The 22,699-nt window shown below is 68.2% G+C and carries 20 protein-coding genes and 2 tRNA genes; 14 read left to right on the top strand and 8 right to left on the bottom strand.

Features of this window, described 5'->3' with window-relative positions; all coding sequences use genetic code 11:
* Nucleotides 1–135 precede the first annotated feature (135 nt).
* From pgm to ABZ789_RS16160, 6 genes are all read left to right on the top strand, one after another.
* Nucleotides 136–1,764 carry a phosphoglucomutase (alpha-D-glucose-1,6-bisphosphate-dependent) gene (gene pgm / locus ABZ789_RS16185; protein ID WP_358425365.1) on the top strand — a complete coding sequence of 543 codons (1,629 nt, stop codon included), beginning with the start codon at nt 136–138 and terminating at the stop codon, nt 1,762–1,764.
* Between the two features lie 60 nt (nt 1,765–1,824).
* Complete coding sequence (locus ABZ789_RS16180; protein WP_358425363.1) at nt 1,825–3,042, top strand: MFS transporter; 1,218 nt, start codon at nt 1,825–1,827, stop codon at nt 3,040–3,042.
* Nucleotides 3,043–3,068: 26 nt separating this feature from the next.
* Nucleotides 3,069–3,560 carry a MauE/DoxX family redox-associated membrane protein gene (locus ABZ789_RS16175; protein WP_358425361.1) on the top strand — a complete coding sequence of 164 codons (492 nt, stop codon included), beginning with the start codon at nt 3,069–3,071 and terminating at the stop codon, nt 3,558–3,560.
* A gap of 37 nt (nt 3,561–3,597) precedes the next feature.
* Complete coding sequence (locus ABZ789_RS16170) at nt 3,598–4,347, top strand: DsbA family protein (RefSeq protein ID WP_358425359.1); 750 nt, start codon at nt 3,598–3,600, stop codon at nt 4,345–4,347.
* Nucleotides 4,348–4,492: 145 nt separating this feature from the next.
* Nucleotides 4,493–4,565: transfer RNA gene (locus ABZ789_RS16165), tRNA-Ala, on the top strand.
* A gap of 72 nt (nt 4,566–4,637) precedes the next feature.
* Nucleotides 4,638–4,710 (top strand) — tRNA-Ala (locus ABZ789_RS16160).
* Between the two features lie 70 nt (nt 4,711–4,780).
* On the opposite strand, the gene ABZ789_RS16155 is transcribed toward ABZ789_RS16160, so the two are convergent.
* Nucleotides 4,781–6,625 carry a siderophore-interacting protein gene (locus ABZ789_RS16155; RefSeq protein WP_358425357.1) on the bottom strand — a complete coding sequence of 615 codons (1,845 nt, stop codon included), beginning with the start codon at nt 6,623–6,625 and terminating at the stop codon, nt 4,781–4,783.
* 81 nt (nt 6,626–6,706) lie between these two features.
* On the bottom strand, nt 6,707–8,290 hold the full coding sequence (locus ABZ789_RS16150) for an AMP-binding protein (RefSeq protein WP_358425355.1): 1,584 nt from the start codon (nt 8,288–8,290) through the stop codon (nt 6,707–6,709).
* Nucleotides 8,291–8,429: 139 nt separating this feature from the next.
* On the opposite strand from ABZ789_RS16150, the gene ABZ789_RS16145 reads away from it, so the two are divergent.
* Nucleotides 8,430–9,707 (top strand): LuxR C-terminal-related transcriptional regulator, encoded by a 1,278-nt coding sequence (locus tag ABZ789_RS16145; RefSeq protein ID WP_358425354.1) that lies wholly within the window; start codon nt 8,430–8,432, stop codon nt 9,705–9,707.
* Between the two features lie 17 nt (nt 9,708–9,724).
* Here ABZ789_RS16145 and ABZ789_RS16140 read toward each other — a convergent pair whose 3' ends face one another.
* Nucleotides 9,725–11,527, bottom strand: coding sequence for a cutinase family protein (locus tag ABZ789_RS16140; RefSeq protein WP_358425352.1), 1,803 nt, complete (start codon nt 11,525–11,527; stop codon nt 9,725–9,727).
* 302 nt (nt 11,528–11,829) lie between these two features.
* On the opposite strand from ABZ789_RS16140, the gene ABZ789_RS16135 reads away from it, so the two are divergent.
* The 3 genes from ABZ789_RS16135 (at nt 11,830) to ABZ789_RS16125 (ending at nt 14,765) form a co-directional block, all read left to right on the top strand.
* Complete coding sequence (locus ABZ789_RS16135) at nt 11,830–12,915, top strand: S-(hydroxymethyl)mycothiol dehydrogenase (protein ID WP_358425350.1); 1,086 nt, start codon at nt 11,830–11,832, stop codon at nt 12,913–12,915.
* The gene (locus ABZ789_RS16130) at nt 12,912–13,547 is read left to right on the top strand and encodes an MBL fold metallo-hydrolase (RefSeq protein WP_358425348.1); all 636 of its coding nucleotides are present in this window, start codon (nt 12,912–12,914) and stop codon (nt 13,545–13,547) included. The genes ABZ789_RS16135 and ABZ789_RS16130 overlap by 4 nt, the downstream gene beginning before the upstream one ends.
* 195 nt (nt 13,548–13,742) lie before the next feature.
* Nucleotides 13,743–14,765 carry a CobW family GTP-binding protein gene (locus ABZ789_RS16125; RefSeq protein ID WP_358425346.1) on the top strand — a complete coding sequence of 341 codons (1,023 nt, stop codon included), beginning with the start codon at nt 13,743–13,745 and terminating at the stop codon, nt 14,763–14,765.
* 23 nt (nt 14,766–14,788) lie between these two features.
* On the opposite strand, the gene ABZ789_RS16120 is transcribed toward ABZ789_RS16125, so the two are convergent.
* The 4 genes from ABZ789_RS16120 to glp all read right to left on the bottom strand — a co-directional run bounded on the left by ABZ789_RS16120 (nt 14,789) and on the right by glp (nt 19,003).
* Nucleotides 14,789–16,204, bottom strand: coding sequence for a DEAD/DEAH box helicase (locus tag ABZ789_RS16120; protein WP_358425345.1), 1,416 nt, complete (start codon nt 16,202–16,204; stop codon nt 14,789–14,791).
* A gap of 207 nt (nt 16,205–16,411) precedes the next feature.
* The gene (locus ABZ789_RS16115) at nt 16,412–16,825 is read right to left on the bottom strand and encodes a molybdenum cofactor biosynthesis protein MoaE (protein ID WP_358425343.1); all 414 of its coding nucleotides are present in this window, start codon (nt 16,823–16,825) and stop codon (nt 16,412–16,414) included.
* On the bottom strand, nt 16,818–17,816 hold the full coding sequence (moaCB, locus tag ABZ789_RS16110; protein ID WP_358425341.1) for a bifunctional molybdenum cofactor biosynthesis protein MoaC/MoaB: 999 nt from the start codon (nt 17,814–17,816) through the stop codon (nt 16,818–16,820). Before moaCB ends, ABZ789_RS16115 begins: the two co-directional genes overlap by 8 nt.
* Nucleotides 17,813–19,003 (bottom strand): gephyrin-like molybdotransferase Glp, encoded by a 1,191-nt coding sequence (glp, locus tag ABZ789_RS16105; protein WP_358425339.1) that lies wholly within the window; start codon nt 19,001–19,003, stop codon nt 17,813–17,815. Before glp ends, moaCB begins: the two co-directional genes overlap by 4 nt.
* Nucleotides 19,004–19,132: 129 nt before the next feature.
* On the opposite strand from glp, the gene moaA reads away from it, so the two are divergent.
* On the top strand, nt 19,133–20,191 hold the full coding sequence (gene moaA, locus ABZ789_RS16100; protein ID WP_358425337.1) for a GTP 3',8-cyclase MoaA: 1,059 nt from the start codon (nt 19,133–19,135) through the stop codon (nt 20,189–20,191).
* Entirely contained in the window at nt 20,184–20,462 is a 279-nt protein-coding gene (locus tag ABZ789_RS16095) for a MoaD/ThiS family protein (protein WP_358425336.1), read from the top strand. Before moaA ends, ABZ789_RS16095 begins: the two co-directional genes overlap by 8 nt.
* Here the strand turns inward: ABZ789_RS16095 and nadE are convergent.
* Nucleotides 20,459–21,295, bottom strand: coding sequence for an ammonia-dependent NAD(+) synthetase (nadE, locus tag ABZ789_RS16090; protein ID WP_358425334.1), 837 nt, complete (start codon nt 21,293–21,295; stop codon nt 20,459–20,461). The genes ABZ789_RS16095 and nadE overlap by 4 nt on opposite strands.
* A 73-nt stretch (nt 21,296–21,368) precedes the next feature.
* Between nadE and ABZ789_RS16085 the strand changes: the two genes are divergently transcribed.
* Both ABZ789_RS16085 and ABZ789_RS16080 read left to right on the top strand, forming a co-directional pair.
* Complete coding sequence (locus tag ABZ789_RS16085) at nt 21,369–22,145, top strand: fructosamine kinase family protein (RefSeq protein WP_358425333.1); 777 nt, start codon at nt 21,369–21,371, stop codon at nt 22,143–22,145.
* Nucleotides 22,142–22,690 carry a nucleosidase gene (locus tag ABZ789_RS16080; protein WP_358425331.1) on the top strand — a complete coding sequence of 183 codons (549 nt, stop codon included), beginning with the start codon at nt 22,142–22,144 and terminating at the stop codon, nt 22,688–22,690. Before ABZ789_RS16085 ends, ABZ789_RS16080 begins: the two co-directional genes overlap by 4 nt.
* Nucleotides 22,691–22,699: the final 9 nt, after the last annotated feature.

Here is a 22,699-nt window from a genome sequence, read left to right as displayed (position 1 = left end):
AGTTGGAAGCTTTGGTCCCTGTTCCGTGGGGACCTTTTCGGCATCGCGTCGAACCGGCACCCGGATCGGGTACTCGTGCCGCACGCCGCCGAACCGGCGGGCAAGATGAGGGCACATCGTCGAGGAGGAGAGCACATGGCGCACGAACGAGCGGGACAGCCGGCCACGGCAGCGGATCTCGAGGATCTCGCACATCTCGTCACCGCCTATTACACCGTGCATCCGGATCCCGAGAACGCCTCGCAGCAGGTGGCTTTCGGTACGTCCGGCCACCGTGGATCGAGCCTCGACGGGGCGTTCAACGAGGACCACATCCTCGCGACCACCCAGGCGATCGTCGAGTACCGCACCGCGCAGGGCACCACCGGCCCGTTGTTCCTCGGCCGCGACACGCACGCTCTGTCCGAACCGGCCTGGGCGAGCGCACTCGAAGTGCTCGTCGCGAACGGCGTCGAGGTGGTGATCGACTCCCGCGACCGCTACACCCCGACCCCCGCCGTCAGTCACGCGATCCTGCAGCACAACGCCGGGCCCGGCGCTCGTGCAGACGGCATCGTCGTCACCCCTTCGCACAACCCGCCGCGCGACGGAGGCTTCAAGTACAACCCGCCGTCGGGCGGACCTGCCGACAGCGACGCGACGTCGATCATCGCGGCGCGCGCCAACGAACTGCTCGCGGCCGGTCTCGCAGGAGTGAAGCGGGTGTCGCTGTCCTCGGCCGTCGCCGCGGCGGGACGACACGACTTCCTCGCCGCCTACATCGACGATCTGCCGAATGTCGTCGACCTCGACGTCGTCCGGGCCACCGGCGTGCGGATCGGTGCCGATCCGATGGGCGGGGCGAGCGTCGACTACTGGGGAGAGATCGCCGAACGGCATGAGCTCGACCTCACTGTGGTCAATCCGCTCGTCGACGCCACCTGGCGGTTCATGACGCTCGACACGGACGGGAAGATCCGGATGGATTGCTCGTCGCCGAATGCGATGGCGTCGCTGATCCGCAATCGGGAGGCCTACGACCTCGCGACCGGCAACGACGCCGACGCGGACCGGCACGGCATCGTCACACCCGACGCCGGTCTGCTCAACCCGAACCACTATCTCTCCGTCGCGATCGATTACCTGTTCCGCAACCGACCGGGCTGGTCGGCGACGAGCATGGTGGGCAAGACGGTCGTGAGCTCGTCGATGATCGACCGCGTGTCTGCCGGCCTCGGCCGGGAACTGCTCGAGGTGCCTGTCGGGTTCAAATGGTTCGTACCCGGCCTGAGCGACGGCTCGCTGGGATTCGGTGGGGAGGAAAGCGCCGGTGCGTCCTTCCTCCGGCGCAACGGATCGGTGTGGACCACCGACAAGGACGGCATCGTGCTCGCCCTGCTCGCGGCGGAGATCACCGCCGTGACGGAGAAGAGCCCGTCCCGGTATTACGCCGACCTCGTCGATCGATACGGCGACCCCGCCTACGCGCGAGTGGACGCCCCGGCGACGCGTGAGCAGAAGGCCGTCCTGGCGAAGTTGTCGCCCGAGCAGGTCGGTGCCACCGAACTCGCCGGGGAGCCGATCACCGCGACGCTCACCACAGCGCCCGGCAACGGTGCCGCGCTCGGCGGCCTGAAGGTCACGACCGAGAACGCGTGGTTCGCCGCACGACCCTCCGGAACCGAGGACGTCTACAAGATCTACGCCGAATCGTTCCGCGGTCCCGAGCATCTGGCCGAAGTGCAGCAGGCGGCCCGCGCGCTGGTCTCGTCGGTCCTGTCCTGAACGCGGTCGCCGACCGCGCGCCCGAGCCAGGTCGTGCGCATCGCTAACATCATGGGCATCATGCGGACACGTGACGCGGCACTGCCGCGGGAAATCTGGGTTCTGGTCGTCGCGAGTTTCGTCATCGCGCTCGGTTTCGGTCTCGTCGCTCCCGCGCTGCCGCAGTTCGCGCGTAGTTTCGACGTCGGGGTCACGGCTGCGACCGTCGTCGTCTCGTCGTTCGCGGCGATGCGCCTGCTGTTCGCGCCGGCCAGCGGCACGCTGGTGCAGAAGCTGGGGGAGCGGCCGGTCTACATCACCGGCCTGCTGATCGTCGCGCTGTCGACGGGCGCGTGCGCCTTCGCCGAGAGTTACTGGCAACTCCTCGTGTTCCGGGCACTCGGCGGCATCGGATCGACGATGTTCACGGTGTCGGCGTTGGGGCTGCTCGTGCGGATTGCTCCGCCCGACGCTCGCGGCCGGGTGTCCGGTCTGTACGCGACCAGCTTCCTGATGGGTAACATCCTCGGCCCGCTCGTGGGAGGGGCCCTCATAGGGCTGGGGCTGCGTGCACCCTTCCTCATCTACGCCGTGGCGCTGCTCGTCGCGGCCGCGGTCGTAGGGATCAGCTTGCGCACCTCGCACCTCGCGCGTCCCGACACCGGGGAGGGCGTGCCGACCATGAGCCTGCGCGACGCCCTGCGGTCGCCCGTCTACCGCGCCGCACTCGGATCCAATTTCGCCAACGGCTGGGTGGTTTTCGGGGTCAGGGTGGCCATGGTGCCGCTGTTCGTCGTCGAAGCGCTCGAGGAGGGCGAGGCGTTCGCGGGTATGGCCCTGACGGCCTTCGCCGTGGGCAATGCGCTCGTTCTCATCAAGTCCGGCAAACTGTCCGACCGATTCGGGCGCAGGCCCTTCGTGCTGTCCGGCCTGATCGTGTGCGGGGTCAGCACGATCCTGATGGGATTCACCGAAAACATGGTGTGGTTCCTGATCACCTCGATCGTGGCGGGTATGGGTTCGGGGCTGGCCAATCCCTCGCAACAGGCCGCGGTCGCCGACGTCGTCGGTAGCAAGGCGCGCGGGGGGCCGGTGCTCGCCGCCTTCCAGATGACCGCGGATATCGGTGCGGTGATCGGCCCCATCGCCGCCGGATTCCTCGCCGACCGATTGTCGTACTCGACAGCTTTCGCGGTCACGGGCGTGATCATGCTCCTCGCGACCGTGCCGTGGTTCGTCGTCGGGCGCACCCGCACAGCGGAGCCGGAGATTCCGGTGACCGGCGACACCGCGCGTTGAGGCACTCGCTCGGTAGTGTCGGCGGTATGTGGGTTCGTCTCGTCTCCACGCTCGCACGTTTCGGTCTGGCAGCCGTGTGGCTCGTCTCCGGATGGATCAAGTTCGCAGACCCGACGCAGACCGTAGTGGCGGTACGGGCGTACCAGATCCTTCCGGCAGACCTGGTACGGCCGTTCGCCGCCGTCTTTCCGGTGCTCGAGCTGGTTCTGGGCCTGATCATTCTGGTGGGGCTGGCGACCCGCCCTGCGGCAGTGCTCAGTGCACTGGGGCTGGTCGCTCTCATTGCCGCGATCTTCTCGGCGTGGGCGCGTGGTCTGTCGATCGACTGTGGATGCTTCGGTGGAGGTGGTGTGGTCGAGGGCATCGACGCCCGGGATTACGCGGTCGAACTCGCCCGGGATTTCGGGTTCCTGGCGATGTCGGTGTGGCTGGTGGTGTTCCCGCGGACGTGGTTCGCACTCGGACCTGGCTCGAGGGCTTCCCTCTCAGCGGCCCCTCAGCCGACGATGGCAGAGTGAAGTCGAAGAGTTCGCCGAAGAACAGAGGGCAGTATTCGTGAGCGCGAAGAAGGTTCCGTCGGGAAAGTACTCACCGGAACCCACGTCGAACAGATTCACCTACATTCTCGGTGGCGTCGCGGTCGTGGTGATCGCCGTACTCGTCATCGGCGGTGTCCTGCTGACGTCCGGTGGCAGTGACGCCCGCAACGACGGTTACGGCACCGTGCAGAACGACGCGGTGCAGGTCGCGGTCGAGGACGACGGTGCGATCCTGCTGGGCCGCCCCGACGCCGCGACAACCGTCGACCTGTACGAGGATCCGCTGTGCCCGTACTGCGCGGAACTCGAACACAAGCACTCGCAGGAGATCGCCCAGGCGATCGACGAGGGACAGCTGGCCGTTCGCTACCGGATGCTCGCCTTCCTCGACCGGGCTTCGAGCAGCGGCGATTATTCGACCCGCTCCGTGGCGGCGGCGCAGTGCGTCGCGGAGACCGGCGACGCACGTGCGTTCTCCGCATTCCACGACGAGTTGCTCTCGCCGGACAACCAGCCCGCTGAGGGCGGCAACGGTGACATCGACAACGCGGGGCTCGCGCAGATGGCCCGCGACGCCGGTGCGTCCGACGAGGCCGTTCAGTGCATCACCGACGGTGCGCGAGTCGAGCAGGCCGCAGCCGACGCCGAGGCGGGTCGGCAGTTGCTCGCCACGACCGGAGCGGCCGGCACCCCGGCCGTCGTGCACGAGGGAACCGTCGTCGATGCCCTCGGCAACGAGAACTGGGTGGCCGAAGTCGTCGGCTAGACCGCGCGGTGGTGGGAGCCCGGGTGCCCGTGTACTCCCACCACCGTCGCTTCGTCTACCAGCCGATTTGTTGGCGTAGAGCGCGATGGTGTAGTTTTCTTTCAGCGCGAAGGGGTCACCGGAGCGCGACGGTACAACCGAATACGGGGCTATGGCGCAGCTGGTAGCGCACCACACTGGCAGTGTGGGGGTCAGGGGTTCGAGTCCCCTTAGCTCCACAAGATCGCTACAGGCGAGAGTGCATACTCTCGCCTGTAGTAGTCTTCGGTGGCATCCCGTTCACCGTGCAAGGGGCTATGGCGCAGCTGGTAGCGCACCACACTGGCAGTGTGGGGGTCAGGGGTTCGAGTCCCCTTAGCTCCACCCTTCGAAGATGCTTGCTCGCAGCGTTGCAGCGGCCCCGCCGGTCGCGAGGCCGCTGCAGCCGCGACATTCAGTCCGTCGCGCTGACGGATGTGTACAGCGTCAGGCCCCAACCCACCGTCGCGCGCTCGGGTGCCGCGAGGCCGGCCGCGTCGAACAGAGCCAGGTACTCCTCGTGCGAACGGCCGCCGCCACCACTGAGCGCGAAGTCGATCAGGTCGTCCTCGTAGTCGTGGTCACGAGCGAGTTCGTCGAGGACGTCGCCGAAGACGAGGACCCGTCCGCCCGGGTTCAACCCGGCCGCCGCCTGTTTCAGCACGTGGACCGCGTCGGCGTCGGGCAGTTCGTTCAACCGTCCGGTCAGCAGCACCGCATCGACCGGCTCGGGACGGGCCTCGAGCATGCTGCCCGGCTGGTATGCGACCCGCTCGTGCTCGCCGTGGATGCGGCGCAGGATCTCGATCTCCGAGGGCGCGGCCACCACGGTCACGTGCGTCTCCGGATGCGCGGAGACGAGGGCCCGAGCATAGGACGCCGAGGCCTCACCGGCGACCACGACGGTCGAGACGTCGGCGGGCACCTTCGCCGCGAGGGCACCGGCGAAGTAGACGGCCGTCTCGGCTTCGTGTTCGAGCCGGTCCGTCAGCAGCGCGGTATCGTCCGCGACCCGCTGCGCGAAGCTCTTCCCGAACCGCCGCACGTCGTCCCCGCTGCCGGTGCGGACGGCGGCCAGGAGCGCGAGCATGCCGGCAAGCTCTCGCTGCGCATGGACGCCGTCGAGCCGGAGTTCCTCCAGATGATGATCGTCCTCGAGTTCGCGCCCGACTCCGGTGAGCTGGAACCGGCCTTCGCCGAGATCCTCGGCCACACCTACCGCGGTGAGATAGCGCAGCAGTTTGCCCAGGCCGGTTCGATCCGTCCCCGTCTTGGCCGCGAGTTCGTCGAGCGTTCGTGGTGATGCGTCGAAGGCCATCGCCAAGCCGATGGTCGCCGCGACCCGCAGCGCGAAACCCGGTGCGATCTCGGCCAACTCGTCGAACCGGTCGCGCTCGTCCTCGGTCGCCTCGAAATCGGGCAGGGATGCGTCGGATTCCGACACCGCGACCTCCTGGCGACGCCAGTAGCCGGTCACCTCCACCTGTTCCTTGGGCAGGCCCTTCTCGTTCCGCAACCACCGGCGGATCGGGGTGAGCGTGAGCGTCTCACCGGACACCCACGCGAAGACCGTGCCGTCCCACCATTCCGCGCCGCGGATCGCATCGAACAACAGGGTCGTCGTGCCCGGCTCGGCGCCGTCGCGGCTGAGCCAGGTCAGCTCCACCCCGTCCGGGACGGGGAGATCCTGGCGGTGCGACTCGTCGGCGATCTCGACGAAGACCTGGCCGCGTGCTCCCTCGGGCCAGTTCTCGAGCCATCGCCCGATGGCCGGCAGTGCTGTCTCGTCGCCCGCGACGAGCGTCCAGGCGACCCCTTCAGGGTGCCCCGCCGAGGATTTCGGTCCGGCGATCTGAATCGTCTCGCCGGGTTCTGCTCGGTACGACCAGCTCGAAGCCGGACCCACTCCGTGCCGTACGAAGTCCACGTCGATCTCTCCGGCAACCGGATCCCAGCGTCGCACTGTGTAGGTGCGCATGAGCAGCTTCGGATCGCGCGGCCAGTTCACCACGCCGTCGGCCTGACTCGGGCCGAGTGCTTCGTCGAGGTCGGGATGCTTGAACATCAGCTTGAACTCGTCGTCGACGCCGTCCGAGCGGAACGCGGCGACCGGGAAGCCGTTCGCTGCGACGTGGGCCCGGAGTTGCTCGCCTCCGAGCGTCACCCGGCGCATGCCCGGACTCACGTCCGACACGCGGAGCACGGTCAGATACCGCGTGGTGATCGGGAATACCTCGACGGGACGAAGACTTCGAGCCATGTGCGTTCTCCTCGGCAGGGGTGGTGGCGGGGCGGCCGGCCGGCCCTCCGGGCGGTACGCCGACCTGCGCTTAGGTGGACCTTACTTCACAAGATCTTCGGTAGGTCCCGACCCGTCCTGGCCGGCGCGGCAACCCTGCGTATACAACTCGTCGATCAGGTGGCTGTAGTGGGTCAGCAGACGATCGCGGATCGGCCGCCCGGAGGAATCGAGATCGGCGCTGTCGAGGGGAATGCGCACCGTCACGAACCGGCGGATGCGTTCCCAGGGATCGGATCGCTCGTTGAACTGCTCCACCGCGGCTGCGACCACCGCGTCGGGGGCTGTCGTGAAGACCAGGCCGGTGCAGTACGGCCGCAGTTCCCCGGCCACGACGAGTTCGCTGCCGGGACACATCCGACGCCAGCGGTCGGCCAGGGCGGCCGGCCCCACATACTTTCCGGTGCTGGTCTTGAAGGTGTTCTTACGGTGGCCGGTGACGGTGACGAAACCGTCGGCATCGACCCCGGCGAGATCACCCGTGTGGAACCAGCCGTCGGCATCGAGCACGGCTGCGGTCTCTGCGGGATCGTCGTCGTATCCGGTCATCACCCCGGGACTCCGGACGAGGAGTTCGCCGGTGTCGGCGATACGAATCTTCGTGCCGTGCAACGGACGGCCGACCGTTCCGGGTCGGCGTGCCCCGAGCAGGTTCACGCACGACGGTCCGGAGGTCTCAGTGATGCCGTAACCCTCGAGCACCGGTACGCCGAGCTGTTCGAGCCGGTCCGCGATCTCACGGGGCAGCCGTGCCGAACCGGAGATGACGAAGCGCAGTCGACCCCCGAGTTGGTGGCGTTCGAGACGCGCGATCTTCTCGAGCACGTGTGGGACCGATCCGAGGAAGGTCGGATGCACCTTTCGCAGGTTCGCGACGACACGATCGGCGCGCCCGTCGAGGGCGGTGCTCGCGCCCGCGTGCATCGCCATCAGAAGGAGCGACCGGCCGAAGACGTGCGCGAGCGGTAACCACAGCAACTGGAGGTCCGAGGACGAGATCATGCCGGTCTGCGCGACGGCGCGTGCACCGTAGGTCGTGCCCCCGTGTGTCAGGCACGCGCCCTTCGTGCGTCCGTTCTCGCATGCCGTGTAGACCAGTGCGGCCTGGTCGTCAGGTGAGCACGCCGCGATACGCCGGTCGACGGCGTCGGGCTCGCTGCGCAGCAGACGGCGGCCTTGGGTGACCAGTTCGCCGAGACGGTCGAGTCTTTGCAGGGGAGCCGTGGGAACGGGCCGATCGGCGATCGTGAGCACGGCGTGCGCACGTTGGATCTGCGACCGCGCCTCCTCGTCGTGTGTTCCGGGATAGATCGGGACGGTGACGCCGCCCGCGCATGCAATGGCAAGATCGGCGACGACCGACCGGTAGCAGGTGGTCGCGCAGATCGCTACGCGCATGCCGGGTTCCACACCGCGAGCGATCAATCCCGCCGCGAACTCGAAGACTCTCTCGCGCACCTCCGACCAGGTCGACGGACGCCAGTGACCACCCTCCGGACGCAGGTAGGCGACGGCTTCCGGGGAGCGGGCCACCCGATCGAGGAGCAGATCGGGCACGGTGGCCGCAGACCTGCCGCGAACGCGGGAGTCGGCCGCGTTCCCGGTCGAGGATCGGGGACTTGCCACGGTTCGCAGCACCTCCCACGGACGAGCATCGATGGTCGTCCCAGTGTCGGGAATGTTACCTCCGGCAGGTTCCCGGAGGAGTCGAAGTGGAGCGGTAGAGGGTGGTCGCGGCGCCGAATCCTGCGGATATCGTGGGTACGTGAACCACGCTGTCCGCCGACCCGAGATCCTGATCGCCGAGCTACGCGACGTCCTCACCGGTCCGCTCGCGGAGATCGCGCAGCGATTCTCGGCCTACGTCGACGATCTCGCGCCCCACAGCGCCATGGTGATCTTCACCAGGGAATGCACCGGCAGACCGCGGAAGGTCGCGGGCGATCCCTCGATCGTCGACCGCGTGACGATCGCAGAACTCGACAGGGTCCGGCGCGATCTCGCCGTGGGGGAGATCCGCAGGGGGAACTTCCGCATCGCAGGGCGCGACCGGGAAGTGTGCGCGATCCTCGACAGCACCGACATGCTGTTGCTGTTCGTGCCCCGCGGGAGCCGGGCGACGAGCGCAGTCCTCGAACTCGTGCGGGCGGCGTTCGGTGTGGTCGCCACGGGGATCCGGTTGCAGGTACACACCGCGAGTCCGGCCTACCTCGCGGAGTCGCGAGCAGCATCGGCCGAGCGGGCCCGAACGGTCGCCGAACTCACCGAATCCCATGCCGTGACTCTCGAGACGATCCTCGCGACCCTGCGCTCGAAGGATCTCGACGACACCCGCGCGCGCACGACAGCGCGGGAAACAGCGACCGAAGCGCTGATCGGTCTGCGTTCGGCGGTGGATATGCACCGCGATCTTGCGGAGGAGGCTCTGACCACCGCTTTCGCCCGCCTGCACGGCGAACTACGGGATCTGGTGCGGCATCGGCCGCTCGACCTGCAGATGGTTGCGCCGCCGGTGGGTGGCCGGGGCCTGCCGGGCGAGGTCGCACACGCCGCCCGGGCGATCGCCCGGGGGACGGTGCTGGCGATGTCGGGCCAGACCGACGTGACGCGGGTCCGCGTCGCGTGGAGCTGCGACAACTCGACGCTGCTGGTGGACGTGCGCGACGACGGGAAGGGCGATGTCGACGTCGCCGAACTCGAGCGTCAGCTACGCGACCGTGTCGAGACCCTCGGCGGCGGAATCGAGGCCGAGTCGACGCCCGGCTGGGGGACGCGGGTCGCGGTGAGTTTCCCCCTCGACCTGCCGGTCGCCGCGACGGATGGTCTCGCTCTCGATTCACTCGCCGCTCTCGGCCCTCGCGAGATCGAGGTGCTCGAACACCTCGTTGCGGGACGCCGCAATCGCGTCATCGCCGAACGGCTCGGCGTGAGCGAGTCGACGGTGAAGTTCCACGTGGCCGGCGTACTACGAAAACTCGGCGTCAGTACTCGCGGCGAGGCCGCGGCGCTCGGTGCAGAGGCCGGGGTCCGCGCCGCGAGCTGACGCCGAGTTCTCGTTCGTCAGGCAGCGGGCCGGGGCGCCGGGCTGGTCGTCGTCGGGACGACGCTGGTCGTGGGCGTGCCGGTCGGGGTGCTCTCCTCCGTCCCCGGAGTCGTCTCGACCGTCGTCGGCGCAGTGGCCTCACCTGTGGCCGGGGTGGTGGCCTCCGTCGAGCCCGTGGGCGGGGCCGTGGGGGCTGCCGGGGCCGCCGGTACGCCCGCTTCGGGGGCGAGAGGAACGGCCGGCGCGGCCGGATCGACCACGGCGGGGGCCGGGGCTCCGTCGACGGGTGCGGGCAGTCCGCTCTCGTCGGCCGGTGCACCTTCCGGGACGTTCGAAGTGGGCGAAGGCGCCGGGGTGGTGGGCTCCGTGGTCTCGGCCTGTGCCGTTTCTTCGGCGATCATGAGCACGGCGGCCTTGTCGACCTTCGCTACGTCGACCTGGTTGCCTGCCTTGGCCTGCCGGGCCAGGTGCTCGAGCCACGCGGCGGCGTACTCGACGGTGGACGTGCCCTTGCCGTCGATGTCGTCGTCCCAGTAGTCGAAGTGGTGGCCGTAGTGATCCTTGGTTTCTTCGTTGTAGCCGAAGGTCTGGTCGTAGGGGTCGGCGAGTACCACTGCGAGGGTGTTCTGGTTGCTCCTGATGAAGCCGACGAGCTCCTTGACGATCTTCTCCGGCAGGTACGCCAGGTTGGACAGTCGCTCCGCCGGGATGGGCGCCTCGGCACCCTCCTCGCCGGTGGCGTCCTCTTCGGCAGCCGCGGCCGCCGGCGTGGTCGGGCGCGCGGTCGCGGGGTCGTAGCTCGGGTCGGAGACCTTGATGAGCACCTCGAGGAAGGTCTCGTCCGAACGCATCCAGTCTTCGTCGGCCGAGATGTCGGCGAGTGCGAGCAGGGCGATCCTGCCGATCACCTGGGCGAGGTCGGCGCCGGTCGCGGGAGTGAGTCCTTCGCGCTCGAGCGCGTCGCCGTTCACCTGCCGGCCGACGTTCGCGAGGAGTTCGATCAGCGCGATGTTCTCCGGTGCCGAGCAGGTGAAGTCTCCCTCGGAGCAGAACGAGGCGACCTTTCCGTCGAGCCAACCGAATCCGCCGCCGGTGTCGGGGAGCACTCCGCGGCCGGGAACGGCGCCGCTACCCGGCTCGTACGGCCGGTCGAAGCCGTTGGGATTGCTGTCGTTGTCGGCACCCGGGAAGAAGCCCTCGCCCGCCCCGCGACCCGCGTCGGAGAGGATGACGACACCGCTGACGGCGGCCGGGTCGACGATCGCCCACTCACCGTCCGCAGTCTGCTCCTGATTGCCGATCTGCATCGCGGCACGGCGGGCGACGTCGGCGCCCTCGCTGAACCCGACAATGGCGAACTGGGTGTTCGGGCAGGACTTCCGGATGGCCTGCATCACCTTGATGGTGTTCTCGGCACCCGTGTTCACGGCGTTCTCGTAGCTTGCGAGATCGGCGGGGTACTCGATGTAGATGGCTGCGTAGCCGTTATCGGCCTCGTGTTGTCCGAGGGGTGCACTGATCACGGGTTCGACCCAGTGACTGCGGTACGCGCCCTGCTGGGCAGCGGGGAGCCTGTTGCCGTTCTCGTCGACGAGCATCCTGGACTGGTCGCGCGGGATGTCGCCGCGACCGCCGATGCCCAGGCTGACCATGTCGTGACAATCGGTCGTCTTCGCGAGCCCGGCGAGATACGGATCGGCAACGGTGGGTGTGTCCTGTTGGGGCAGCACGATCGCGGCCGCTGCCACGACTCCCAATGCGGTAGGGGCGAATATGCCGGCAAGGATCTTCCGACTCGACAGCGACTTCAGAAGTGCCATGGGCGTCAACCAATCCGTTTCTCACCGTGGAATTTCACCCGCCGAAGGGCGGAGTGTCGTAACGATTTTCGTACAGGGTCGCCGGAGCGTTACATGGATACGGATTTCTCCGAGGACCTTCGTTCGTGTGGAGCGGAACAGAGAACGAGGAAAATTCGCATATCGGACGATCGGTACTCGGGCGAGGTGCCCCTGGTCGTTCGACGGGGTCGGACCCGCCGAACGGCCAGGGGCAGTGCGCCGCAGGAGTGGTTAGGGTCAGATCACCGCACATCGCAGGTCGCATCACGAATGGAGACACCATGTCGCAAACAGTCCGCGGAGTCGTCGCTCGCTCGAAGGGGGCACCGGTCGAGGTCGTCCCCATCGTGATCCCCGATCCCGGGCCGGGTGAGGTCGTCGTCGCGATCGCGGCGTGTGGTGTGTGCCATACCGACCTGCACTACCGCGAGGGCGGCATCAACGACGAGTTTCCGTTCCTGCTCGGCCACGAGGCCGCCGGTGTCGTGGAGTCGGTCGGTGAGGGTGTCGATTCGGTCGCCGTCGGCGACTTCGTCGTTCTGAACTGGCGCGCGGTCTGCGGCCAGTGTCGCGCCTGTAAGCGAGGTGAGCCGCAGTACTGCTTCTCGACGTTCAACGCCACCCAGAAGATGACCCTCGAGGACGGAACCGAACTCACCCCCGCGCTCGGCATCGGAGCGTTCGCCGACAAGACCCTCGTCCATGCAGGTCAGTGCACCAAGGTCGACCCGAGCGCCGATCCGGCCGTTGTCGGACTGCTCGGCTGCGGTGTCATGGCCGGTCTCGGTGCTGCGGTCAACACCGGCGGCGTGACCCGCGGTCAGTCCGTCGCGGTCATCGGCTGCGGCGGCGTCGGCGATGCGGCGATCATGGGCGCGCGCCTGGCCGGTGCCGGCACGATCATCGCCGTCGACCGCGACGACAAGAAGCTCGAGTGGGCCACCGACCTCGGCGCGACCCACACGATCAACTCCACCTCGGTCGACGCGGTCGAGGCGATCAAGGAACTGACCAACGGTTTCGGCGCCGACGTCGTCATCGAGGCGGTGGGCCGCCCGGAGACCTACAAGCAGGCATTCTATGCCCGCGACCTCGCCGGCACCGTCGTCCTCGTCGGGGTGCCCACTCCGGACATGACCCTCGAGATGCCGCTGATCGACTTCTTCTCGCACGGCGGTTCGCTCAAGAGCTCGTGGTACGGCGACTGCTTGCCCGAGCGTGATTTCCCCACCTACGTCGACCTCTACCAGCAGGGCCGGTTGCCGCTCGAGAAGTTCGTCACCGAGCGCATCGGGATCGACGACGTGGAGAAGGCCTTCGAGACCATGCACCGCGGTGAGGTGCTCCGTTCGGTGGTGGTCCTGTGAGCACATCACCGATCCGCGTCGACCGGGTCGTCACCTCGGGCACCTTCGCGCTCGACGGCGGCGAGTGGGAGGTCGACAACAACATCTGGCTCGTCGGCGACGACTCGGAGGTGGTGGTGATCGACGCCGCGCACACCGCGCAACCGATCATCGACGCCGTGGCGGGGAGGAAGGTCGTGGCGATCGTGTGTACCCACGCGCACAACGACCACATCACCGTCGCACCGGAACTGTCCGAGAAGCTCGACGCCCCGATTCTGCTCAACCCCGCCGACGACATGTTGTGGGAGATGACGCACCCGGGGGTCGCGCACGGTTCGCTCGAGGACGGAGAGCGGATCCGGGTGGCCGGCACCGACATCCAGGCCATCGCGACGCCCGGCCATTCGCCCGGTTCGACCTGCCTGTATCTGCCCGAGGCGGGTGAGCTGTTCACCGGCGACACCTTGTTCTCCGGTGGTCCGGGCGCCACGGGCCGTTCGTTCTCGGACTTCCCGACGATCATCGGGTCGATCCGCGACAAGCTGTTCGCTCTGCCCGCCGAGACCGCGGTACACACCGGTCACGGCGACGGCACCACGATCGGCACCGAGTCGCCGCATCTCGAGGAGTGGATCAAGCGCGGCAGCTGAGGCCGCTCGTGTGCGGTTCCGGTAGCAGGTGGTACCGGAACCGCACACGGGAACACCGCCGGCGCTTCGCCGCGGGTCAGCGCCACAGCGCTCGACGTCCCCGCCTCGCCGACCGCCGGGAGCGTGTCCGGTCCACACCGGCGACTGAGATCAGGAGGACCGACGGGGTCCGTCGGTGCCGCTAGTCTCACCATCATGGCGAAGAAGCAGATTCCGGTGATCGTGGTGGCCGGATTTCTCGGGGCGGGGAAGACGACGCTGCTCAATCACCTCCTGCGCAACACCCGCGGTGCGCGGATCGGGGTGATCGTGAACGATTTCGGCTCGGTCAACATCGACTCGATGATGGTTGCCGGGCAGGTCGACTCGATGGTCTCGCTCAGTAACGGATGTCTTTGTTGCGCAGTCGATGTCACTGACATGGATGCGATGCTCGACAAGCTCGCCCACCGTTCGTCCGATCTGGACGTGATCGTCGTCGAGGCGAGTGGACTCGCCGAGCCCCGCAACATGATCCGGCTGGTCGCTGGATCGGAGAACGAATATGTCACCTATGGCGGGCTCGTGCTCGTCGTCGACGCGGTGGAGTTCGACGCGACTACCGCGCAGCATCCCGAACTGGAACAGCATGTGGCTCTCGCCGATCTCGTGCTCCTCAACAAGACGGATCGGATCGACGGCGACGTCCACGACGAGCTGCTGACGCGCTTGTGCCGCTTGAACTCCCGGGCGGCAGTGGTCTCCACCGATCACGGTCGTATCGACCCGGCACTGCTGTTCGACATCCCGGAGCGCCCGGAGCCGCAGCCCGGCGAGCAACTGACGCTCGACCGGCTGCTCTACGAACAGGACGAGGACGAGCACCCCCACCTGCACGAGGGGTACGACGCGATCGCCTTCGAGTCCGCCGACGCACTGCACCCCCGCATGCTGGTCGATTTTCTCGAGAACCAGCCCGCAGGGGTGTTCCGTATCAAGGGATACGTGCGTGTCGTCGCCGGGCTGCACACCGGCACCTATCTGTTGCACACCGTGGGTGACCACATCCGGTTCGAACCGGTCGGACGTGGCGCGGACGTGCCCGACGGCACTCGGCTCGTGGTCATCGGTGCCGATCTCGACACCGATGACGTGCAGGAGCGCCTACGCCGGTGTGTGCCGGCCGAACCGGTGTCCGCGGACGCGATGTACGCGATCCACCGGTTCACGCCACGCTAGCTCGGTAGCGGCGACTCGCCGGATCAGCGCGCGGTGGGGGTACGACGCTGCGGTCGCCGGCGACCGCCGGTCGGCGCGGCCGCGCCCTGACCGGCCGAACGCTGACCACCTGCAGAGCGCTGTCCACCGGAGGAGCGCTGGCCACCCGAAGCGCGCTGTCCCGAACCGGTGCGCTGAGTGGAACCCTGACGAGGAGCCGCCGAGCGGCGACCGCTGCTGCTGTTGCGCTGCGGGCGCGACGATGTGGTGGTCTGCTTCGGAGCCGGCGGCACGTGCGGTGCGATCTCACCGACGAGGTCGAGCACGTGCTCGGAGTTCGCTGTCACCTTGATCGGGGTGACGGTGATCGCGGCCTTGCGCATGATGACCGCGAGGTCCTTGCGCTGGTCGGGCAGAACGACGGTGACGACGTCGCCGGTGCTGCCGGCACGTGCGGTGCGGCCGGAACGGTGCAGATAGGCCTTGTGTTCGGCGGGCGGATCCACATGCACGACGAGTTCGACGTCGTCGACGTGCACACCGCGCGCAGCGACGTCCGTCGCGACGAGTACACGGGCCTCACCCGAGGAGAATGCGGCGAGATTGCGATCGCGTGCGTTCTGGGAGAGATTGCCGTGCAGGTCCACTGCCGGGATGCCGGAATCGGTGAGCTGCTTGGCGAGCTTGCGAGCCTGATGCTTGGTGCGCATGAACAGGATTCGGCGTCCGGTTCCCGAAGCGAGCGTGCGGACGAGGTTCTTCTTGGCCTCGACGTCGGCGACGTCGAAGACGTGATGGGTCATTGCGGCAACGGGGGAATGGGCCTCGTCGACCGAATGCAGGACCGGGTCCTTCAGGAAGCGCTTGACGAGCTTGTCGACCCCGTTGTCCAGGGTCGCCGAGAACAGCAGTCGCTGACCGTCTTTCGGCGTAGCCGTCAGAATTCGGGTGACGCCCGGCAGGAATCCGAGGTCGGCCATGTGGTCTGCCTCGTCGAGCACGGTCACCTCGACCTCGTCGAGCGAGACGAACTTCTGGCGCATCAGGTCCTCGAGGCGGCCGGGGCATGCGATGACGATGTCGACACCGCGACGCAGCGCCTCGACCTGACGCTTCTGCGACACGCCGCCGAAGATCGTGGTGACCTTCAATCCCGATGTGTGGGCGAGCGGTTCGACGACCGCTGCGATCTGGGTGGCCAGTTCGCGGGTCGGGGCGAGGATCAGGCCACGCGGGCGGCCGGCTGCCCGGGTGCTGCTGCCGCCGAGCCGGGCGGCGACCGGAATCGAGAAGGCCAGGGTCTTACCGCTTCCGGTGCGCCCGCGGCCGAGCACGTCGCGGCCCGCGAGAGTGTCGGGGAGGGTGTCCACCTGGATCGGGAACGGGTTGGTGATCCCGGCGTCGTTCAGAGTGGCGACGAGCGGGCGGGGCACCCCGAGATCGGAGAAAGTTGGGGTCATGAAACAGCGCTGCCTTTCGATGCGGCGTGTGTGCACTCGACGGACGGGGTCCGTGGTGCTGTGCGATCGCCGCAAGGAAAGCCGGTGCATCTGTGCGTGCGGGCCGGGCACGATCCCGGGCCGCCGGTATCCCACGACGGTGGGTGTCGTCGTGACACCCGAACCATGTCACCCTACCGCACCCGACGGCGGCGTCCGCCGCTGCGGCTACAGGCCCACCCACTCCGAGACACCCGCAGTGAAGTGCTGACGCTTCCAGATGGGTACTTCGGATTTGATGCGTTCGACCAGTTCGGCGCACGTAGCGAAGGCCTCCGCGCGATGCGGGGCCGCAACCGCAGCGACCAGCGCCAGATCGCCGATGGTGAGATCGCCCACTCGGTGCACGGCCGCGACCGGTAGCCCCGATCTCGCCGCGACGTCCTCGCAGCACCGGCGCAGGAACGCCTCGGCATCGGGATGTGCCTGATACTGCAGCGCGGTCACCGACTCGCCGCCGTCGTGATTGCGGACCAAACCGGTGAAGACCACCACCGCGCCGTGCTCGGCGCCGGCCACCGCGGCGTCGACCGCGGCGGGATCCAGCGGCTCCGACGAGATCCGGGCCAGCAGTTCACTCATGGGCGCCGCCTCCTGCGACTTGGGCCAACAGATGGTCGAGGATCGGGTCGAGGGCGGCGAGGCCGTCCTTCACCCCACCGGGCGATCCGGGGAGGTTCACGACGACCGTGCGTCCGACGAGTCCGGCGACCCCGCGGGAGAGCACGGCGTGCGGTGTGGCACCGAGTCCGCGCTGCCGGATTGCGTCCGCGATGCCGGGCAGTTCTCGATCGAGAAGTGCGAGAGTGGCTTCCGGGGTGGCGTCGGTGGGCGACGCTCCGGTACCGCCGGTCGTGACGACGAGGGCGGGACCCGGACGCACCGCGTCGGCGAGACCGGCAGCGATGTCCGCGTCCGCGTGCACGAGCGGACCGCGAACCGTGAATCCCTTGTCCTCGAGCCACGATCGGATGAGCGGGCCCGTGCGGTCGGCGCGGGTGCCCGCTGCTACACCGGTCGACGCGACGACCACCGTGGCCGTATGCCCTGTCTCATCCGCCACCGGCGCCGGTGATGTCGTCTCCTCGTCCGGGGATGGCGTGTGGTCGCGCGTCCAGTGGCCGCGCTTGCCTCCCTCCTTCGAGAGCAGGCGGACACCGTCGAGGACCGCCGCGGGATCGACGGCCTTGACCATGTCGTGCAAAGTCAGACCGGCGACGGCGACCGCAGTGAGTGCCTCCATCTCGACTCCGGTCGGGCCCTTGGTCTTCGCCGTGGCCTCGATCGTGATGGAGGTGTCCGTGAATCCGAACATCACCTTCACCGACGACAACGCGAGCTGATGACACAGAGGGATCAATTCCCAGGTGCGTTTCGCCGCGGCGATACCGGCGATGCGCGCCGTCGCCAGCACGTCGGCCTTGGGCATGTCGTCGGCCCGGACGAGCGCGACCACCTCGGCGGTGGTGACGAGCTCGCCCGCCGCCACAGCGACCCGTGTGGTGTCGGCCTTCGACGAGACGTCCACCATTCGGGCACGTCCCTGGTCGTCCAGGTGGCTGAGATCGGTCACAGAATCCGTACTTTCACGAGGTCTCCGGCTTCGAGGGAGGTGGTGTCGGCAGGAATGTCGAGGAGGACGTCGGCTGCGGCGAGTCCGGCGACGAGGTGCGATCCGTGCCCGCGGAAGGGAGTCACGCCGTTGTCGTCGAGCCGTCCCCGCAGAAACTGCCGTCGCCCGGGGATCGATGTGAGTCCGGTGGTGAGCGGCAGTTCTTCGCACACGACGGGCCGGTATCCGGCCGCGGCCCGCAACGCCGGTCGCGCGAACACCTCGAACGAGACGAGGGCGCTGACGGGATTTCCGGGGAAGGTGAGGATCGGGACACCCTCGAGCACCGCCGTGCCCTGAGGGCCGCCCGGCTGCATCGCCACCGAGACGAACTCACCGCCCCGAGGACCGAGAGTGTCCTTCACGACCTCGAAATCGCCTTTCGACACTCCGCCCGAGGTGAGGACCAGGTCGGCGACGCGCAGAGCGTGGTCGAGCATCTTCACGAACTCGTCCGGATCGTCGTGGCAATGGTCGATGGCGACGACATCCGCACCGTTGGCCGACGCGCTCGCAGCCAGCGCAGGGCCGTTGGAATTGAAGATCTGGCCGGGGCCCAGTTCGCTCCCGGCCGTGACGAGCTCGCTGCCGGTGGAGATGATCGCCACCCGCGGCCGCGGACGCACGGGAACCCAGGTGAGACCGACGGCGGCGAGGACGGCGATGTGGCGTGCGGCGAGCACCGTGCCGGCGGGAAGCAGCAGATCGCCCTTGCGGACGTCGCTTCCGGCCTCACGCACATAGGTCCCGGGCGTCACGCTGCGCTCGACGGTCACGGTGGCCGCGTCGGCGGCACGGGTGTCCTCGACGGGGACGACGGCGTCGGCGCCCTCGGGGACCGGGGCGCCGGTCATGATCTTCAGCGCCCGGCCCGGTGCGAGTGCGGCAACTGTGTCGCCGGCGGCGAGGACACCCTGCACGGGCAGGTCCGCGGGAATCGACGAGAGATCGCGTGCGCGTACCGCGTAGCCGTCCATCTGGGAGTTACGGAAGGGTGGCAGGTCGATCGGTGAGTCGACATCCTCCGAGAGTGTGCGGTCGAGTGCATGGGCGAGCGGCACCCGCGAGGCGCTCCTCGCCCGGAGCGGTTCCAGCAGCGCCGCCACGTGCTGTTCGTGTTCCTCCACGGACCGCCTGGCGCTCGTCATGCCGTCATCCTAGGCCCAGGATGCCCACACTCCGGAGACGACGATGCGCCGATTGTGTGCCGTGTGTCCGGATGCCGTGTGACCATGCCCGGTGATGGGCATACTGTGCTGTATGAAAGCGATGGCCGGATGACGACAGTTGATGTGGGCATGCCCTCCGTGCGTGATCGCACGGACGACGTGTCCGACCGGCCCGAGGTGCCCGAGCTCGTCGACCGTTTCGGTCGCATCGCCCGCGATCTGCGTGTGTCCCTCACCGAGAAGTGTTCGTTGCGCTGCACCTATTGCATGCCGGCCGAAGGACTCCCCGAGATCCCTCGCGAGAAGCTGCTCACCACCTCGGAGATCGTGCGTCTGGTGGGGATCGCGACCGAGCATCTCGGCGTCCACGAGGTGCGCTTCACCGGCGGAGAACCCCTCATGCGCCGCGACCTCGAGGACATCATCGCCGGATGCGCCCGGCAGACGCCGGGTCTGCCGATGGCGCTGACGACCAACGCGGTGGGGCTCGCACATCGCGCTGGGAAGCTCGCCGACGCGGGGCTCACCCGCGTGAACATCTCGCTCGACACACTCGACCGCGACCATTTCGCCCGGCTGACCCGCCGCGACCGGCTCGACTCGGTCCTCGCGGGTATCCGCGCAGCGTCGTCCGCCGGGTTCACCCGGATCAAGGTCAACGCCGTGCTCATGCCGGAGACCCTCGCGGGCGCGCCGGACCTGCTCGCATGGTGCCTCGACGAGGGGGCGGAACTGCGATTCATCGAGCAGATGCCGCTCGACGCCGACCACACCTGGGCGCGTTCGCAGATGGTGCCGGCCGAGGCTCTGCTCGAGGTACTCGGACGGCGCTTCTCGCTCACGGAGACCGAACGCGAGGATCCGTCGGCGCCGGCCGAACGCTGGCTCGTCGACGGTGGGCCGGCGAGCGTCGGGATCATCGCCTCCGTGACGCGTTCGTTCTGCGCCGACTGCGACCGAACCCGCCTGACGGCAGAGGGCACGGTGCGATCCTGCCTGTTCAGCGACCGGGAGACGGACCTGCGCGCCGCGTTGCGCGGCGGCGCGAGCGACGACGAACTCGCTGCACTGTGGCGCGGGGCGATGTGGAACAAATGGGCCGGACACGGTATGGACGCGGCGGATTTCGCGCCGCCGCAGCGCAGCATGGGAGCTATCGGTGGCTGAAGTGACGACCGGGATCGAGGTGCGGTACTTCGCGGCCGCAGCCGATGCGGCCGGACGGGAGAAGGACACGATCGAACTGCCGGAGGGTGCCGAGCTCGGCGCGCTGCGTGCCGTTCTCGTCGACCGCTACGGGCCCGACATGGAGCGCGTCCTGTCGGTTGCCGCATATCTGCTCGAGCCGGGCGAGGGCGGGACCGGCGAACTCACCCGGGACCTCGGCCGCCGGGCCGGATCCCGGGTGGACGTCCTGCCGCCCTTCGCAGGGGGCTAGGTCTCCCGCCACCAGGTGTCGAAGGGCGCCACCGGCATCACACGCTTGTGCCGCGTCTCGAGGAACTTCGCTTCGAGGCGTTCGCTCAGGTCGTCGGTGACCTCTTTGCCTTCGAGATAGTCGTCGATCTCGCTGTAGGTCATGCCGAGTGCTTCCTCGTCCGGCAGGGCGGGACGGTCGTCCTCGAGGTCCGCGGTGGGGATCTTCTTCCACGTACTCTCCGGTGCGCCGAGTTCACGCAGCAGCTCGGCGCCCTGCCGCTTCGTCAGCCCGGCCAGAGGAGTGATGTCCACACCACCGTCGCCGTACTTGGTGTAGAAGCCGGTCACTGCTTCGGCAGCGTGATCGGTACCGACCACGAGGTAGCCGAGTTCGCCGGCGATCGCGTACTGGACCATCATGCGCTCGCGTGCCTTGATGTTGCCGCGCACGAAATCGCGCAGGCGGGTCTCGGCCCCGTACAGCGCGCGGGCGACCTCCACGGCCGTCGCGTGGGCGCCGGGTTGCACATCGACTCCGAGAGTCCGGTCGGCACAGATGAACTCCAAGGAGACGAGGGCATCGTGCTCATCGGCCTGCTTGCCGTAGGGCAGCCGGACCGCGACGAACTCGGCGGGGTGGCCTTCGGCACGCAATTTCTCCGCTGCGAGCTGGGACAGCTTTCCCGCGAGCGTGCTGTCCTGGCCGCCGCTGATCCCGAGCACGAACCCCTTCGCCGGAGTGCTACGCAGGTAGTCGGCGAGAAACTGCACCCGTGAGTCGATCTCGGCGCGAGCGTCGATGGTGGGCTTCACCCCGAGTTCTTCGATGATCCGATCGCGAAGGTTCGTCATCTGGAAAACCCTAGCGCGCTCGTGTTACTGCCGCGATACAACGGTGAAGTGGGTGCACAGGCACACTCGAAATGTGAGCGACGCAGATGCCTTCCGCAAACATGATTCCCACGCGCACCCCGACTTCTTCCGCGCCGAGGCGGCGGGACTGTCCTGGCTCGCGGCCGCCGGCATGCCGGTCGCAGGGGTGCGGGATGTGGGTGCGCATCACATCGAACTCGACAGGATCGTCGAGGCGGACCCCTCGGCCGATGCCGCACGCCGGTTCGGTGCCGTGCTCGCCGCGATGCACGATGCGGGCGCGGGCGGCTTCGGTGCGGCCCCCGACGGGTACGACGGGCAACTGTTCATCGGTCGCCGTCCCATGAGCCGCACCGTGCACGCACGATGGGGACAGTTCTACGTCGCCGAACGGGTGCTTCCGTTCCTGCGGATCGCTGTCGACGCCGGGAGCGTCACCGACCTCCAGCGCCGCGACATCGAGACCGCCTGCGAGCTCGTCGAGGACGGCGCCTTCGACGATCAGGACCCGCCCGCACGCCTGCACGGCGATCTGTGGAACGGCAACGTGCTGTGGTCGCCGAGTGGTGTGGTCCTGATCGACCCGGCCGCGCACGGAGGCCATCGCGAAACGGATCTGGCGATGCTCGCGCTCTTCGGCTGCCCACATCTCGACCGTGTCGTGGAGGGATACGAGTCGGCGCATCCGCTACGTGCCGGATGGAGACAGCGAGTGCCCGTGCACCAGTTGCATCCCTTGGCGGTCCACGCGGCGGGATACGGTGCCGGATACGGGCGGGCGCTGCACCAGGCGGCACTCGAGACCCTCGAACTCGGAGGCATTACGTGAACGGGATCCTCGTCGTATCCGCTACCCGCGCCGAGGCGGCGCATGTCCCGGACCGCTACGAGACGGTGATCACCGGGATCGGGAAGGTGGATGCGGCCATTGCCGTGACGGCGGCCCTCGCGGCGTATCCGGCCGACGCGCGACCGCTCGTCGTGAACATCGGAACCGCCGGCGCACTGCGCACCCACCACGCGGGCCTGTTCCTCCCGTCCACCGTCCTCAATCACGACATCAGCAGTGAGATCCTGAAGAGCCTCGGTCACCCGGTCGATGACGTCGTCGAGATCTCCGACGGAGACGGCAGCGTCCTGGCTACGGGTGATTCGTTCGTGTCCGACGAGCAGGTCCGCGACGCGCTCGCCGCCCGTGCCGATCTCGTCGACATGGAAGGATTCGCCGTCGCCTGTGCGGCTCGCCGTATGGGTGCGCGCTGCCGGCTCGTCAAGCACGTGAGCGATCAGGCCGACGATTCGGCGCTGGACTGGCCGAAGCAGGTCGACCGGAGTGCGCAGGAACTCGCACGGTGGCTCGCCGAGCGGTACTGACGGCTCGTC

Source organism: Rhodococcus sp. NPDC047139 (assembly GCF_040643435.1).
In the GTDB taxonomy this organism is placed as follows: Bacteria; Actinomycetota; Actinomycetes; order Mycobacteriales; family Mycobacteriaceae; genus Rhodococcus.
The sequence above is the reverse complement of the archived record's forward strand: the minus strand, read 5'-3'. Positions and strand labels throughout refer to the sequence as shown.